This window comes from Paenibacillus sp. JCM 9796 (assembly GCF_055379675.1).
Genome location: NZ_AP043723.1, coordinates 1,906,351 through 1,920,936, shown reverse-complemented (window position 1 = coordinate 1,920,936; position 14,586 = coordinate 1,906,351). Strand labels below are relative to the sequence as shown.

Sequence of the window (14,586 nt, the reverse complement as noted above, 5' to 3'; positions counted from 1 at the left end):
ATATAAGAGAAGGTCGCTTCCATATTTCTTTTGCGAATTCCGTTTTGAGGTAATTGGAAAGAGAAGAAAATAGAAATTGGTCGGGCCAATATTTAAAACAAATATGATGCTGCTATATTGGGATTCAAGTAAGGGTAGGGGATTTTGGATAAGATTTTAAATTTGCCGGGACCATTGATGTAAAATTGATGTATTACATCAATTTTACATCAATGGTCGGATTCCAACCCAAAGAAACGGATTCGCTCACCGAAAACCCATTTTTCGCTAATTAATAGATTCTGTTACCGTAGGCTCTGCTTCTGAGGCAGATGCCTTTTCTATTTCAATTGGCTGATGTTCGGTTTATGAAAGTCTGAACTCGCATAGGTAAGGACTTCCATTTATCTTTGTGATATTATTAGGCATATTGACCTAATCATGTCATCAGCCACTTTCTTTGACGGTGAATTCGGAACCGCCAATGACGGTGGCTTTTTGTTAATGCCACCGTCACTTTCTTAGCGATCGGTATTTGTCTATTGCCTAGCGGCATTAAAAAAACCTGCTCTGAGGAACAGGTTTCAAAAGATCGGCTGTACGCGGTATGTAGCCTTCCGGTGTAACCAGAACTTCGTATCGCCAAATTTCACGTACCATTCACTATCAACTTCCAGATTAGACGGGATGAAGAACTTTCCTACCTGAAACATCATCGCATCTCCGCAGTGTAGAGGGTAAAGCAACTCTGTGCCACTGTACACCCTCCATCGACGGGTTCCTTTATGGAACCGCATTTCGTATGCTTCCATCATCGCTTCACTGCTCCTTAAATTCCGTCAAGACGCGGCTTATGTGAACGGCATCAATCAATTTATCCTTCCGCAGAACAGCTTCGAGAAGGGCGGCTGTACATACGTTGTTCACCTCACGGCTAATTCCCCTCGTATGCGCATAGATCGCGTCCATCGCTTCGGTCGTAAACACCGGATGCGTGCTGCCAGCTACTTCAAGCTGGTGCCCAATGTAATCCCTCGTTTCTTGTAAAGATAGTCCTTCCAGGTGAAAGCGGATGTTCATCCGCTGGGTAATCGGCCGAAATATGCGAAGCTGTAGTGTCGCCTGCAGTTCCGGCTGCCCGATCAAAAGCAGCGCAAGCGGCGACACCGAATCCATATTAAAGTTCGTTAGGAATCTGACCTCCTGCAGCATATCGCCGGACAGAAGGTGTGCTTCATCAATTACAATAACGGTCACTTTCTGCTGGTTTTCATAGAGATCCCATACCAGGTGCTGAAACTGCCGCTTTGCTTCGCTGCGTAAAAATTTCGGTGTCAGCCCAAAGTGGTGAAGCAGTTCCCGGTAGAAGTCCCGGGGCTTCAGATTCGCGTCAGACAAGTAGAGGAACCGGTATTTGTTTGCATCGAGCTGGTCTTTTAGACAACGGACGGCTGTAGATTTTCCGCAGCCGATCTCGCCTGTGACACAGCCAATCGACCTTGTCATGACCATGTACTGCATCCGCGCAACGCACTCCTCAAAGCGCTGGGAGCGATGAAGGTGCCGGATCTCAATCTCCCTTGTAAACGGGTTTCGCTCCCATCCAAAGAAGCTTCGAATCATGGCTGTTTTACCTCCTTCATAGCGAGCGAAAGAGCCGCCCCTTGTGTTTCGCGATGCTGTCTCTTTTGTTCTTCAACCAGGAGCTCGACATAGTTCAGTCCCGTCTTGGGAGGCACCGGGTTGGCTGTTTCCATCTCAGACTTCTTTGGTTTTTGCTTCGGATCCCGGAGCTTCAGCGGTTTGGCATCCTCATAACGAACTTCATCTTTCCATACTTGGATCAAGCTCAGATCGTGCGGATCAAATCGGACCTGCACCTGGCTGCCGGCCAGCTTCGTTTCCACCTCGAACGTTTGCCCTAGTAACGAAATACAGCCGGTTTTATCCGCTTTGCGGGTTTCCTCGAGTAGAAAGACCTCCACGAGCTCATGCGGCGGGATTGTACGAATCGGGTGATCATCTTTCTGGTAGCGGTCGATCGGGCGCTGTTTGAAGCTGTTGTGAATTTTCTGGTGGTAAGCGATCTCGAGCCATGCAGAGAAAAACCGATTCAAGTCGGACAGCGTTCGAATCTTGTCTTGCTCGATCAAAGCGTAAGCTTCCGGGACAAAGCTTTGGTCAACGAACCGGAAGAACTTTTCTTGTTTTCCGCGTCCTTGGGGGCGGCCGGGCTTTGTGTGCTTGAGCTCCGTCCTTAGACGCCCGCAGATCCGCTCAAAGTGATGCGAGGAATAAATTGCACCATTGTCTACATAAATCGATTCGGGAACGCCGTGCTTCAGAATGGCCTTCTTTAAGCAGTCCTCGAGCCGGGCCACACGCTCCTCGAAGTAGAATTGCCCGTGTACGACAAACCGGGAATAATCGTCGATGAAGATGACCAGATAAGCCATTGCTTTTTTGCCCGGTTTATCCGGATGCGGCAAATGGAGCGTATGCTGTACATCACCTTGCCACATGGCGTTGCGGTGTGTTGCTTCAAATCGGCGAAACTCGCTCCAGCCACTGCTCATAAGCTGCTTTCGCGTCATGCCGTGGCGTCTGAGCTGTTTGCTAAGCGTACTTTCTTTCAGAACTCCCGGCTCTACGAACCGGGCGAGCTCCAAAATCGCGATGATCTGTCTGACGCTGCGGCCGGGATGCTCTTGCTTGAGGGCTTTCGCCTTCTCAAGCACATCGTCCGAAGTCTCTCTTGCTTGCAACTTATCTGCCCGTACCGAGGGAAGCAGAGCCTCCCAGCCACCTTCCCGGTAATCGTGGACATATCGTTCCAGCGTTCGTAAACTGATCCGCTTCTCCCGTCCGTCTGGCGTGTTGTACACGTGGCTTACAATGTCCCGCATTAAAGCCATTTGTTCGCCCGTCTCCAGTTTCCGGCTGACGAGCGGTGCGATCAAGCCATAACGAAAGTTGGCGATCGCCTGTCGTTCTTGTTCATTCATAACATTGTCTCCTCTCTATCCAGGTCTCAGACAGTATCCCATGGGCACGATGGTCTTGTGCAGGAGGCATATTTTGTGGGATTCGGGCCAAACCGCCAGAATGTTCCCTTTTTCGACAGGCGTCCATGCGGCGTTTGATGTTTTTCTGGATTTTGGCGGAGACGAAAAGGGGGGTTAGAGAAATTCAGCACCGGGCAGCCTTGAATTGAGCAGCGCAAAGACCCCTTGTCTCCAAGAATAGACAGGGAAGTAACAGGACAGGAGTTGCCTTAGCCAAATGAGGGTATCTGCGGGTTTTTTAGCTGCGCCTGGAGGATACATACGGAGAAGATCTCCTTCGACCCCCGCAGAGATAAGCTGCCCTGCGACCCATAAGGCGACAGAAGAAGCTATCCGGATGTGCCGCTTCCACCATCGCTTCATCGTACTATGGGAATAACGAAGAGCAGGCGTGGTTGTGGTTTTCCTCGCCTGTCGATACGAAAGCCCTTGGAATTTCCGGGTGATCGCCGCCTCCCGCACCCATGTCGCAAAACGGGCCCACGGTACCAAGAAATCTGGAAGAAGAGATATGGTTTTCCCGCAGTCAGGGCAGTAAAGCCGGTAAATGGGAATCCGGTAAAGGTTATGCTTCGTCGTCACCGACCGGTAGTAACGTCCGTGCTTATGAAGGGATCGCCCGCATGCTTCACAACAAAGCTCGATCTCAGGGGCTCGATCCTCGTACAAACGTAAATAGGCCTTGCAAGAACGTCCAAAATGGAGTATTTTATACATGAGTTTTGAGAGAAGTGTTCCCGGGGATCCTCGCCAAAGGTTCGGGAGCACTTTTTCTTTTTTTTAACTAAAATAGCCTAATCCTCCGTCATTGTACAGAAGGAATTAGGCTATTGGCGGTAAAACAATGGGGTAGCCGCCGCCATCCCGAATGGCAAATTGTTGCGCTTTTGCCGACAAATAATCCGGCGGCGAACAACATAGTACCCTACAAAAGCGTCAGCTGGATATGCTATTTTTTCTAGTTACCAAAACAATAGAACTCACAGCTAACTTCACGCTAATATGAATGAGCGACTCTCCGACCAACTCGGAGAGTTTTTATTTTCGGCGTGCCCAGAGGCACGCATCTTCTAGCCGGTGAAAGTCCGGTCGCGGGAGGAGCCAAGTCCCCGCGTAGCTAGGATACTTGCGTATGGCGAAAGCCGTGCGTAAAAGCGTATCGACGAAAGCCCTGTCGGAGACAAGGCGAGCGACATGCCAGGCCGTAACATGAAGTGAATCCTGCCGCGTCGTCAAAAAGGCCTCGCAAGAGGAAAGAGAGGAAGCCGAGTCTAGCGCATAAAGACGAAGGCCATGGAAGCTGTTCAGATCTTGGAGCGACAGTGAAGAATCCTCCGGCGTAGAGGGATCGGCATGGTATGAAAGAGGATGCAGTGAACTGGGGAGACCCTCCCCTGTACGGAAAGTTTTTTTTTTCGTAACGAGATGCTCTATAAGCCAAAGGTGCGAAGTGAGCCATCTACAGGAAGGGAGTCCGAGGGGCACATAGTACCAATGAACGCAGGACAACACAACCTGCGGGAGGGAAGGCGCCCTGCTTTGTTCAAGCTTTTCAAGGAGGTACGAGTGAGTGAATGCCATAGGGCTAACGACACCAATGGGAAAAGTTCAACAACTCCAAGAGAAGCTAGGTCATGCTGCCAAGATAAGCAAAAGCAGAAAGTTCCATGCGCTGTACGACAAAGTTCACCGAATGGATGTGCTGCGGGAAGCCTGGCACAGGGTACGAGCTAATAAGGGAGCGGCGGGAATCGACGGAGAGACGTTGGCAGACATTGCGAAAATCGGTGAAGACCGATTTTTAACAGAATGCCAAGAGCGACTCCTGAGGAAAACCTACCATCCCCAGCCGTACGCCGCCACTATATCCCGAAGAAAGACGGACGAAAGCGTCCGCTCGGCATCCCAACGGTAAGAGACCGCGTCGTGCAAATGGCAACGAAGTCCATACTGGAACCAATCTTTGAAACGATTTTCAGGAATGCTCATTCGGCTTTCGTCCGAAACGCGGCGCGAAACAAGCGCTGGAGCGAATTCGCAAAGCCTGCAACCGCAAGGGCAATTGGGTGGTCGACGTCGACATCCAAGGCTACTTTGACAACATCAACCAAGAGAAGCTGATGAAGCTGGTAGAAATGAGAGTCAGCGACAGACGTGTTCTTAAGCTGATCCGCGGGTGGCTCGAAGCAGGTGTGATGGAGGAAGGAACGGTTAGACGTTCCGACTTGGGAACGCCGCAAGGCGGAGTTATATCTCCGCTACTGGCGAACATCTACCTGAATTACTTCGACCGCCTATGAGAGAAACATGGTAAAGGTGTTGGGGAATTAACGCGGTACGCAGACGACTTCGTCGTGGTGTGCAAGACAAGGAAAGACGCGCTTCATGCTTACAAACTAATACAAACGATTATGGAGCGGTTGGAACTGGTCTTGCACCCCGAGAAGACGCGAATTGTTGGTCTGTGGACGGGAGAAGAAGGATTCGACTTCCTCGGCATGCACCACCGGAAAACGAGAGCAGAAACGGGACAGAACCACGTGTACTACACAACCCAACAACGGCTCTGCGCAAAAGCAGAAAAGCACATACGGGAAGTGGTAAAGGAACGACTCGCGCCGCCAAACATGCGACACATCTCATTCCAAGAACATGTGGAGTGGCTCAACCTGAGAATACAAGGTTGGAAGAACTATTACGCCACGCCGTACAGCGTAAAGTGGATGGCAAAGCTAGACTGGTACATCCGGACGCGGCTGACGAAATGGTACGCAAAGAAGCGCCAGCGAAGGAACTGGCGCAGTTCCGGATATGAAGTTAAACTTCTTAGCCAAATGCACGGACTAAAGACGCTCTTGTAAATCGCATGCACATGAATGACGAACATCGGAAAGCCGTATGAGGGAAAACCTCACGTACGGTTTGATGAGGAGGGGCTGAAAATTTCTCAGCCCTTTACTCTAGCTTCATAAATCACGTTAAGGAGATGATTCAAATGAATGACAATGAACTACGACAAGCGGTACACGGGTTCAAGAAGAAATATGGAACCTCTATTAGATTCATTGCTACCTCATGTGGTGTATCCAGAGAACACATAAGTAGATGGCTAGGAAATAGTGCTTACATGATTTCGGATGTATTGAAGAAAAAAATCAAAATTCTTATTAAAGGGGAAATGTGAAATGATTACAGTAAACTCGGTTGATGCAACAAAACTTATGGAAAGAGCCAGACCTCGCGAAGACACTCAATAAGGTTATAAATATTCTATTAACCCTAAAAACGTACAAGACAAGTTAAACCGAGTAAGCTGTTAATATTCCTCAAATTCCTCGTTCATTTTACGCCCTCCTGCTTGAAGGACTCCAACAAAGCATCCCACTCTGCCCAGAGACGTTCAATATAGGCTCTTATGGATCCTCTACGGTCTGGCAGGACATTTACCTTGGAATGTTCCAAAGCGAGCTTACAATGGCGCTGAGCGATCTGTAGCAATCGTTGGGTAGTTGCATTATCAAGGTCAATGTGAAACATTGTCATTTTAGTCCCCCCATTAAACCTTGTTTTATCTTCACTCCATTCAGCGGACTATGCAAACGTCCAGTCTGCAAAATGTCATCTTGCTCTAATCCCCTTAAATACTTCGAAGTTATTTGCGTATCAAAATGACCCATTAGCCTACTCAAACTATAAATATCAATGCCATTTCGCAACTGCTTCTGGGCGAAATAATGACGACAATCATGAGGCGAACACCTAACTTCTTTTCTTACCCCAGCATTACTGCAATGTTCTTTCAAAATTTTATTAATGCGGGAGCGAGACAATCTTACAGCGGATTGGTCTAGGAAATAGTATTCCTCGATTTCATCCTGTTGTCTTTTTTTAAATCGTTCCTGCTTTAATGCTTCGTACCTCCTCATGTACTTCCGCATGATATTGCTTATATACACCAGACGCTGTTTAGAGCCTTTCCCATGAATTAAAATGTGTCTCCTTGCTATATCATTGTTTTTGATGTTACACAGCTCAGAGACCCTTATACCAGTGTCAAAAAGCATAATAAGAATTAGTTTGTCGCGGACATTAGAATACGTCTCTTCTTTCAGGTCATTTATTATCCGCGACACTTCATCATCATTGAAAGTGACGATGACCGTCTTCTCTTCTTTGAGATTTCGAATCCTACGCATCGGGTTATCCTGTTCATCGATAAACTCTTCGCTCACCAAATACAGAAAAAACACTTTTAACGTAGCAATGTTATTATTTATCGTTCTGTTCGCTTCCCTCCCGATACGCTGACACTCCTGTATATACTTTTTGATATGAAGCTGAGTCACTTCCTCTGTTTCAGTAACACCTAACACCTCAACCGTGAACTTCTCCCATCTGTGCAGTCGAAACATGCAGAGATCAACGTACATCTTGTCTCTACCCAAAATTTCTTGATTTAGCTTAAAATCATCAATCAGTTCATTGATTTTAGTCATAAAAAATACTCCCTTCTATTTGCTAAACAACGCAGATAAAAGAGAGTAATTTTTTGCACTCTATTGTTGCAGGTGAACTCGCGATTTCAATACCATCACCGTTGGAAAGCCTTATGTATCAAGGCTTCAAAGCGATTAACGACATTAAATGTTCCCAGTCTATTCCCACGCAATATGGCGGGGACGGACAGCCATGGTCCTTAGCGCTTCGTATCATTGGTGAGTTGGCAAAGGTGGATGCTTCACTCGCGCATGTACTGGGCTACCACTTCTTCATGCTGGTACAAGCACATTACAAAGGCTCTCGGGGGCAGCAAGCTTATTTCTACAGAGAAACAGCCAAGCACAACTGGTTCTGGGGGAATTCATCCAATCCCTTAGAGCGCAGCATTATGGGTAAGAAAGCCGCGGACGGCGCAAATGTATCTGGTAAAAAAGGCTTCAGTTCGGGATCGCAGGATTCAGATATGCTGCTGATTTCATGGAATGATGATGTGTCGGGTGGATTTCATGTAGGGGCTGTTCCGACTTCTCGGAAGGGGAAGTCCTCGTAGAAAACCACGAAATACTGGATATTGATTCCAGGAGACATTACGCTTTTTCCACACTAGACCCTATTCTGTCGCAATCGATTCTGGCGAATATATTTGTCGGAAGCGCTGAGGGAGCTATTGCGGAAGCCAGAAATTATACGTTGACCAAGTCCCGCCCATGGATCGCTTCGGGTGTAGATCAAGCGGCTCAAGATCCGTTCATCCTTCGCCAGTACGGGGAGTTCTGGTTAGAGCTCCAAGGTGCGATACTTCTGGTTGAACAAGCCGCCAACAATCTGGACGAGATATGGGCTAAAGAATTCAAATTAACGGAGCGAGCGTGGGGAATCAGCTGTCCTCATCGCTACCGCGAATGCATTTGCCGCCAAAGCGGGGTTGGCCATCAGCAGCGGCATCCTTGAAGTAACAGGCGCCCGCTCCACGGCTTCACAATATGGGTTTGATCGATTCTGGCGCAATGTCCGAACACATACGCTCCATAATCCAACCGTATACAAGCTGCGTAACATTGGGAATTGGGTGCTGAATGGAGAAATTCCCGAACCGGGCGTTTATTCGTAAACAGGTTTCTAAAACGGACGGCTATAGCCAGCCCGATGGAATGTACGGTACATTTCATCGGGCTTTTGTATGAGCGAAAATAACTAAAATGTTGATTTGTGAATACTAAAATGTTAGCCTCTGAATAAGAACATGGATCACTTAAGGGGTCAGGCCGAAGCGGGCTGGAATACGAGAAACCTTAAGTCATAGAAAGGCGGTTTTTGAAGTGAAAAGAGAAGAGGCTTATTTGTATATGCGAGATCGGATCATCGACCGTACATGGGATGTGGGGAAGTCGATCAGCGTCAACGATGTATGCGCGATGCTGGGCATGAGTCGTACGCCCGTACAAGAAGCCCTGACGCGGTTGGAACAACAAGGGTATGTTTCCATTACGCCGCAGGTGGGGGCATTTGTCCGCAGGCCCGCTTCAGAGGAGGTGTTCGAACGGCTGCTGACGCGTGCGGCGCTGGAAGCCGTTACCGCAGAGTGGGCAGCGTTTAGAATCACCGCAAAACAGTTGGATGCCATAGAGGCTATACTCGGACAAATGGAGCAATCCGGACTGACCTCGCATGAATACGCGAATCTGAACCGGGAATTTCATCGGACCATCCATTTGGCTTCGGGCTTGTCTTACGTTCAGCGTTTGGTCGAGCAGCACTGGGATTATCTGGAGTATGCGGCGGAAACGGATCAGTTGTTCATGGACGGCCAGATCAAGCGTTCCCTTGCCGAGCATAGGATGATATTCCACGGTCTGAAGGACGGAAACGGGGCCTTGACCAAGCAGCTTATGGAAAACCATATGGTGCGGGTCGCCCACCATTTAAAACGGCAAAATGAATTAACAGAAAATATTGACAACTCATGACTAAAATGTTAGAATTCAATAAACGCAGCGAATAACATAATTAACCAGCTTAAATATAGGAAAAATAATGAATAGGAGGAAAACTAAAATGTTAGTATTGAAGATTCCTTGACTTGATCACATGCCGAAGAAAATTCAGAGCTTGGATAAGTGATTACGGTTGAATCATCTTGAAATAGGAGGCGCCCAATATGCAGGAAGCTATTCAGGAGAAATATGTTCATGTTCACGGACTGAACACCCATTACTGGGAGGTGGGGGAAGGCGAGCCGATCATTTTTATTCACGGGGGCGGCGCCGGTGCTGACGGATGGGGGAACTGGAATCACCTCATGCCGCAGTTTGCGAAAGAAGGATACCGGGTACTCGCCTTGGATATGGTAGGGTTTGGTTCTACCGAGTCCCCCGATCCACAGAACTATGAATACTCGAATGATAATAGGGTCAAACATGTAATCGCTTTCATTGAGGCTTTGGATTTACAGCAGGTCCATCTGGTTGGCAATTCAATGGGGGGAGCCGCCTCGCTTGGTGTAGCGATCCAACGACCCGAGCTGGTTCAAAAAATAGTATTGCTTGGATCAGCGGGGCGTCACAGACCGAAGGAAGGAGAACAAAGCAAAGCGCTGCTAACTCTTCAAGATTATGAATACGGCTGGGATCAAATGCATCAAATCGTCCGTTCCTTAACGAATGACCGTTTTGAAATCAGTGATGACCTGGTGAATTACCGTTTGAAATTCACAGCCAAGCCGGAGGTGATGCGCGCCTATCAAGCTACAATGAAATGGGTGAAGGAGAACGGCATGTATTATGAAGATGAAGAGTTGAGATCGATTCGTCACCACATCATGCTCATCCACGGCAAGAACGACAAGGTCGTTCCAGCCGCAGATTCCTGGGAAATTCTCAACCTCGTAGATAATGCTTCCTTATATGTGCTGCCCAATTGCGGACACTGGGTGATGCTGGAATACCCTGAGCAATTTACGGAGGCGACGGTGCGCTTTTTGAAGACTCCATAACCAGCCAAGCATATGCTTGCAAACCCTTGATCTAATTTTAGAGAGGAGTTTTGAAGATGGCTACGGACGAAAGCAAATTATCGCGGGCAGAGGCTGCTTTGGAATTGTTCCGTTCTAAATTGCAGGAGGGATTGATTCCGAGTCATATTTTCAACGATGCGGAAATATTCGAATTGGAGAAAGACCGAATTTTCACGAAAGCCTGGATGTTCTTGGGCCATGAATCGGAAATCCCGAACCCGGGCGACTATGTAGTGCGATATATCGTGGATGACAGCTTTATTGTGATCCGAGACGAGAACGGCGGCGTCCAGGTTTTGTTCAATTCATGTTCGCATCGCGGCATGCAGATCTGCAACGTGGAGATGGGCAATACCTCGCATTTTCGCTGTCCCTACCACGGCTGGACTTATAAAAACAATGGAAATCTTGTCGGGGTTCCTTACGGCAAGGAGTTGTACGGCGACGGTCTCCATAGGGACCAATGGGGCTTAAAGAGCGCGGCAAAGTACGATACTTATCATGGGATGATCTTCGCATGTCTGGATCCGGATGCGGTATCGCTGGACGAATATTTGGGCGGGTTCAAATGGTACCTGGATATTTATTTGAAAAAGAGCGAGCAGGGCTTGGAGGTTGTAGGCGCTCCTCAGCGTTGGGTCGTGGATGCCGATTGGAAATTAGGGGCTGATAATTTCATCGGCGACGGATATCATACCGGGGTGAGTCACCGAAGTACGATTGAAATCGGAGTCCTTCCGGGACCGAATGCCGATTTTCATAAAGATGGCGTTCAAGTCTATGCCGATCCGGGCGGCGCCGGGTTTATTTACTCGCCTCCGCAATCGTTTAACGGATATCCCCCCAACATTGTGGAATCGCTCAAAAGAAATCTGAAGCCGGAACAAGTCGAGCTGCTGATCGGGAATGAGAATTATCATTTTTTCCCATCGCATGCCGGTATGTTTCCGAATCTCAGTCTGCTCAATGCGCCGGCAATTATAGAGCAGGGCGGGCGCCCGGTACCTTATTTAACGATGAGGACGTGGAACCCGATCGGCCCGGGCAAGATCGAAATCTGGTCCTGGTTTTTAGTCGAGAAAGACGCTCCGGACTGGTTTAAGGAAGCCTCCTACCGGGGTTACGTGTTAACTTTCGGCTCTTCCGGGACGTTGGAACAGGACGATACGGAAAATTGGCGGAGCATTTCCAAGGTAGCCAAAGGGTCCATGGCAAGAAATCATTTATTGAATTACCAGATGGGGATGACGTCGGGGATACAGCCTTTGACAGATTGGCCGGGCCCGGGTACAGCATACCCGAAGGCCTATCTTGAAGCGAATTCCCGGTCTTTTTATGGCAAGTATCTGGAATACATGGAGCGTGCGTAACTATCATTCGAAAAAATGGAATCGCTTACAAAATTCATGATATAGTGTGTTTATAAGTCCTGTGCCTTTGAAGGGGGATGAAGGTATGAAGCTGGAGATCAAGGACCAAAGCTACATGGAAATTTGTAATTTCCTTTTTCACGAAGCCGATCTGCTGGATACTGGAGCTTTTCGTGAATGGCTCAGTCTGATGACGGATGATTTAGTGTACCGGATACCGCTGCGAGTGACCAAAGAGGTGGGGCAAGGCTTTGGTTTTCTCGACAGCATGTCCCATATGGACGATACTTTCTATACTTTGGAGAAGCGCGTTCACCGGCTTGAATCCGAATACGCTTGGGCGGAAATTCCCCCTTCCCGGACGCGGCATTTCGTGTCGAACATCAGGGTTCGGCCGGGGGGCAATGACAGCGAGGTGCAGGTTGATTCCAATCTGCTTTTTTACCGCAGTCGAGGGGATTCTCCGGCTTTCGACATCCTGTCCGGGAAACGGCAAGATGTTCTGCGCTGGGTAGACGGCAATTGGAAATTGGCGAAACGCACGGTACTTCTGGATCAGACTACCTTGGCGACGCACAATCTGTCATTTTTTATGTAGATAAGGGGGAACAGGCATTGGAATCCTTTAACCAAGAGGGCGAAATGGTAATTTCCAACGAGTTTGCCATGGTTACAATACGCAAGGTGAATACCCGTAATGGGATTCGCTTGGAGATTCGTTCCCCGAAACTAGGGTATCAAATTTTACTCGATCCTATGGAGCTTGAAAGTATAACGTGGCAGCAAAAAGCTGTATTTTCTCAATTTCTGGAAACTCCTTTTGGATCGAAAGCCCATCATACCTAGCAGCAACAATATGGAAGAGGGAGGGTTTGCGGATGGGATGGTTGGATGGAAAGGTTGCTTTGGTGATTGGCGGGGGGTCCGGCATTGGTCGCGGCGTGGTGGATACTTTTGTTCAGGAAGGAGCATCCGTAGCCGTTTTGGAGATCAACCCCCAGAAGGTTTCAAGCTTGCAGGGTTTGGGAGCTTCGGTCAAGCCTGTTCAAGGAGACGCTACCGTTTATGAGGATAATGAACGGGCGGTTGGGCAAACGATAGACGCTTTTGGCCGGTTGGATATTTTGGTGGTATGCGTGGGCGTGTGGGATTACTTCGCCGATTTGCCGAATATACCGGCCGGGAAAATTAGCAGCGCGTTCGATGAATTATTCGCCGTCAATGTCAAAAGCAACTTGCTCAGCGCGAAAGCAGCTTTGCCCGAGCTGTTAAAAACTGAGGGGAGCATCGTGTTGACCGTATCCAACTCGGGCTTTTATCCGGCTGGAGGAGGCCCTCTGTATGTGGCTTCCAAGTTTGCCGTACGCGGTTTGATTACAGAGCTGGCTTATGAATTAGCCCCCAAGATTCGGGTGAACGGAGTAGCCCCGGGCGGCACCATAACCGATTTGGCAGGGCTAAAAAGCTTGGAGCAGCATCACATGTCGATGGCCGCCGTACCTAATCTTCCTGACATCATGCGGTCCACCACGCCTCTGCAGGTCGTAGGTACGCCGGAGGATCACGCCTGGGCTTATGTGTACCTTGCTTCGAAGGAACGCTCGAGAACCGTAACGGGAACCATTATTCATTCTGACGGCGGCATGGGCGTTAGGGGAGTCGGTAAAGTCGCCGGCTTATTGCAAGATTAACTAAATAAATTTCAGGAGGGTTCACTATGGCAGCTGAAATTGCAAAACTGGGGCATACCGCGCTCGTCACGCCTAACATGGAGAAGTCGTTGTGGTTTTTTCGCGATGTGATTGGTTTGGAAGAGGTTGACCATCAGGGGGATACGGTATTCCTGCGCGCTTGGGGTGACTGGGAGCATCATACGCTCAGTCTCACGCCGGGCAGCGAAGCGAGAGTGGACCATATGGCCTGGAGGGCGAAACAGGCGAGTGATGTAGACCTGTTCGCAGAACAATTGAAGGCGCAAGGCACCCCAATCCAATGGATCGAACCAGGCGAAGAAAAGGGGCAGGGCAGGGCGATCCGGTTCCTGCTGCCTAATGGCTATCCTTTTGAAATTTATTATGACATCGAAAAACCGAAAGCCCCGGAGGACAAGAAATCCCGGCTTAAAAATAACGTGTACCGCCCATCTAACGGAATCGCGCCCCGCCGCATTGATCATGTGAATGTGTGGACATCCAATCCGGGTGAAGTTCATCAGTGGTTGTCCGACAACATGGGCTTCAAGATGAGGGAATCGGTCCGCTTGAGCAACGGATTCGTGGCCGGAGGCTGGATGAGCGTCACACCGCTGGTTCACGATATCGGCGTCATGCTTGATCCGAAAGGACAGTCCAGCCGTCTTCACCATCTGGCCTACTATATGGACAATGTGACGGATATCCTGCGTGCAGCCGATATTCTGCGGGAATACAATATTCCGCTCGAAATGGGTGGACCGGGACGCCACGGCATCAGCCAAGCCTTCTTTCTTTATGTGAAGGACCCCGGAAGCGGGCATCGACTCGAGCTGTTCAGCGGTGGCTATCTGATTTTCGATCCGGATTGGGAGCCGATCGAATGGAGCGAGCAGGAGCTGGACAGCGGGCTGATCTGGTACGGACCGCAAGGCTCCATGGAAGATACCACCCCGTGTTAAACACGG

The 14,586-nt window shown here is 49.0% G+C and carries 18 protein-coding genes and 1 pseudogene; 13 read left to right on the top strand and 6 right to left on the bottom strand.

The window, feature by feature from the left end:
* Positions 1-563 precede the first annotated feature (563 nt).
* From ACZ439_RS09260 to ACZ439_RS09240, 5 genes are all read right to left on the bottom strand, one after another.
* A complete protein-coding gene (locus ACZ439_RS09260; protein ID WP_464621115.1) occupies positions 564-776 on the bottom strand; it encodes a DUF5348 domain-containing protein in 213 nt (70 codons plus the stop codon).
* Positions 777-798: 22 nt separating this feature from the next.
* Positions 799-1,602: an ExeA family protein gene (locus tag ACZ439_RS09255; protein ID WP_054798675.1), complete on the bottom strand. Its 804-nt coding sequence runs from the start codon at positions 1,600-1,602 to the stop codon at positions 799-801.
* Positions 1,599-2,984: a transposase gene (locus ACZ439_RS09250; RefSeq protein WP_464620503.1), complete on the bottom strand. Its 1,386-nt coding sequence runs from the start codon at positions 2,982-2,984 to the stop codon at positions 1,599-1,601. The genes ACZ439_RS09255 and ACZ439_RS09250 overlap by 4 nt, the downstream gene beginning before the upstream one ends.
* 174 nt (positions 2,985-3,158) lie before the next feature.
* A complete protein-coding gene (locus ACZ439_RS09245; protein WP_464620502.1) occupies positions 3,159-3,761 on the bottom strand; it encodes a DUF6431 domain-containing protein in 603 nt (200 codons plus the stop codon).
* A gap of 1,119 nt (positions 3,762-4,880) precedes the next feature.
* Entirely contained in the window at positions 4,881-5,033 is a 153-nt protein-coding gene (locus ACZ439_RS09240; protein ID WP_464620921.1) for a hypothetical protein, read from the bottom strand.
* A 35-nt stretch (positions 5,034-5,068) separates the two neighbouring features.
* Here ACZ439_RS09240 and ACZ439_RS09235 point away from each other — a divergent pair.
* From ACZ439_RS09235 to ACZ439_RS09225, 3 genes and pseudogenes are all read left to right on the top strand, one after another.
* Positions 5,069-5,488 (top strand): annotated as a pseudogene (locus ACZ439_RS09235) (reverse transcriptase domain-containing protein); the annotation flags it as partial.
* 54 nt (positions 5,489-5,542) lie between these two features.
* Entirely contained in the window at positions 5,543-5,905 is a 363-nt protein-coding gene (locus ACZ439_RS09230) for a group II intron maturase-specific domain-containing protein (protein ID WP_464621122.1), read from the top strand.
* Between the two features lie 134 nt (positions 5,906-6,039).
* Positions 6,040-6,228: a hypothetical protein gene (locus ACZ439_RS09225; RefSeq protein ID WP_464620920.1), complete on the top strand. Its 189-nt coding sequence runs from the start codon at positions 6,040-6,042 to the stop codon at positions 6,226-6,228.
* A 355-nt stretch (positions 6,229-6,583) separates the two neighbouring features.
* Here ACZ439_RS09225 and ACZ439_RS09220 read toward each other — a convergent pair whose 3' ends face one another.
* On the bottom strand, positions 6,584-7,540 hold the full coding sequence (locus tag ACZ439_RS09220) for a tyrosine-type recombinase/integrase (protein ID WP_464620919.1): 957 nt from the start codon (positions 7,538-7,540) through the stop codon (positions 6,584-6,586).
* Positions 7,541-7,593: 53 nt separating this feature from the next.
* On the opposite strand from ACZ439_RS09220, the gene ACZ439_RS09215 reads away from it, so the two are divergent.
* The 10 genes from ACZ439_RS09215 to ACZ439_RS09170 all read left to right on the top strand — a co-directional run bounded on the left by ACZ439_RS09215 (position 7,594) and on the right by ACZ439_RS09170 (position 14,580).
* Positions 7,594-8,094 carry a hypothetical protein gene (locus tag ACZ439_RS09215; RefSeq protein WP_464620918.1) on the top strand — a complete coding sequence of 167 codons (501 nt, stop codon included), beginning with the start codon at positions 7,594-7,596 and terminating at the stop codon, positions 8,092-8,094.
* Between the two features lie 140 nt (positions 8,095-8,234).
* The gene (locus ACZ439_RS09210) at positions 8,235-8,495 is read left to right on the top strand and encodes a hypothetical protein (RefSeq protein ID WP_054798421.1); all 261 of its coding nucleotides are present in this window, start codon (positions 8,235-8,237) and stop codon (positions 8,493-8,495) included.
* A complete protein-coding gene (locus ACZ439_RS09205) occupies positions 8,470-8,655 on the top strand; it encodes a hypothetical protein (RefSeq protein WP_464620917.1) in 186 nt (61 codons plus the stop codon). The genes ACZ439_RS09210 and ACZ439_RS09205 overlap by 26 nt, the downstream gene beginning before the upstream one ends.
* A 208-nt stretch (positions 8,656-8,863) precedes the next feature.
* Positions 8,864-9,511, top strand: coding sequence for a GntR family transcriptional regulator (locus tag ACZ439_RS09200; protein WP_054798422.1), 648 nt, complete (start codon positions 8,864-8,866; stop codon positions 9,509-9,511).
* A gap of 191 nt (positions 9,512-9,702) precedes the next feature.
* Complete coding sequence (locus ACZ439_RS09195; RefSeq protein WP_201319368.1) at positions 9,703-10,536, top strand: alpha/beta fold hydrolase; 834 nt, start codon at positions 9,703-9,705, stop codon at positions 10,534-10,536.
* Positions 10,537-10,592: 56 nt separating this feature from the next.
* The gene (locus ACZ439_RS09190) at positions 10,593-11,927 is read left to right on the top strand and encodes an aromatic ring-hydroxylating dioxygenase subunit alpha (protein ID WP_127610294.1); all 1,335 of its coding nucleotides are present in this window, start codon (positions 10,593-10,595) and stop codon (positions 11,925-11,927) included.
* Between the two features lie 85 nt (positions 11,928-12,012).
* Positions 12,013-12,525, top strand: coding sequence for an aromatic-ring-hydroxylating dioxygenase subunit beta (locus ACZ439_RS09185; RefSeq protein ID WP_196426876.1), 513 nt, complete (start codon positions 12,013-12,015; stop codon positions 12,523-12,525).
* 17 nt (positions 12,526-12,542) lie between these two features.
* Complete coding sequence (locus ACZ439_RS09180; protein ID WP_236596025.1) at positions 12,543-12,773, top strand: hypothetical protein; 231 nt, start codon at positions 12,543-12,545, stop codon at positions 12,771-12,773.
* Between the two features lie 32 nt (positions 12,774-12,805).
* The gene (gene hcaB / locus ACZ439_RS09175) at positions 12,806-13,618 is read left to right on the top strand and encodes a 3-(cis-5,6-dihydroxycyclohexa-1,3-dien-1-yl)propanoate dehydrogenase (RefSeq protein WP_054798428.1); all 813 of its coding nucleotides are present in this window, start codon (positions 12,806-12,808) and stop codon (positions 13,616-13,618) included.
* Between the two features lie 26 nt (positions 13,619-13,644).
* Positions 13,645-14,580, top strand: a complete 936-nt coding sequence (locus tag ACZ439_RS09170) for a VOC family protein (RefSeq protein WP_464620916.1) — start codon at positions 13,645-13,647, stop codon at positions 14,578-14,580.
* The last annotated feature ends 6 nt before the right edge of the window (positions 14,581-14,586 follow it).

Excerpts from the sequence above, each read along its gene's own strand:
- ACZ439_RS09260 (WP_464621115.1), bottom strand. The coding sequence starts at position 776 with ATGCGGTTCCATAAAGGAACCCGTCGATGGAGGGTGTACAGTGGCACA.
- ACZ439_RS09255 (WP_054798675.1), bottom strand. The coding sequence starts at position 1,602 with ATGATTCGAAGCTTCTTTGGATGGGAGCGAAACCCGTTTACAAGGGAG.
- ACZ439_RS09250 (WP_464620503.1), bottom strand. The coding sequence starts at position 2,984 with ATGAATGAACAAGAACGACAGGCGATCGCCAACTTTCGTTATGGCTTG.
- ACZ439_RS09245 (WP_464620502.1), bottom strand. The coding sequence starts at position 3,761 with ATGTATAAAATACTCCATTTTGGACGTTCTTGCAAGGCCTATTTACGT.
- ACZ439_RS09240 (WP_464620921.1), bottom strand. The coding sequence starts at position 5,033 with ATGAGCATTCCTGAAAATCGTTTCAAAGATTGGTTCCAGTATGGACTT.
- ACZ439_RS09230 (WP_464621122.1), top strand. The coding sequence starts at position 5,543 with ATGCACCACCGGAAAACGAGAGCAGAAACGGGACAGAACCACGTGTAC.
- ACZ439_RS09225 (WP_464620920.1), top strand. The coding sequence starts at position 6,040 with ATGAATGACAATGAACTACGACAAGCGGTACACGGGTTCAAGAAGAAA.
- ACZ439_RS09220 (WP_464620919.1), bottom strand. The coding sequence starts at position 7,540 with ATGACTAAAATCAATGAACTGATTGATGATTTTAAGCTAAATCAAGAA.
- ACZ439_RS09195 (WP_201319368.1), top strand. The coding sequence starts at position 9,703 with ATGCAGGAAGCTATTCAGGAGAAATATGTTCATGTTCACGGACTGAAC.
- ACZ439_RS09190 (WP_127610294.1), top strand. The coding sequence starts at position 10,593 with ATGGCTACGGACGAAAGCAAATTATCGCGGGCAGAGGCTGCTTTGGAA.
- ACZ439_RS09185 (WP_196426876.1), top strand. The coding sequence starts at position 12,013 with ATGAAGCTGGAGATCAAGGACCAAAGCTACATGGAAATTTGTAATTTC.
- hcaB (WP_054798428.1), top strand. The coding sequence starts at position 12,806 with ATGGGATGGTTGGATGGAAAGGTTGCTTTGGTGATTGGCGGGGGGTCC.
- ACZ439_RS09170 (WP_464620916.1), top strand. The coding sequence starts at position 13,645 with ATGGCAGCTGAAATTGCAAAACTGGGGCATACCGCGCTCGTCACGCCT.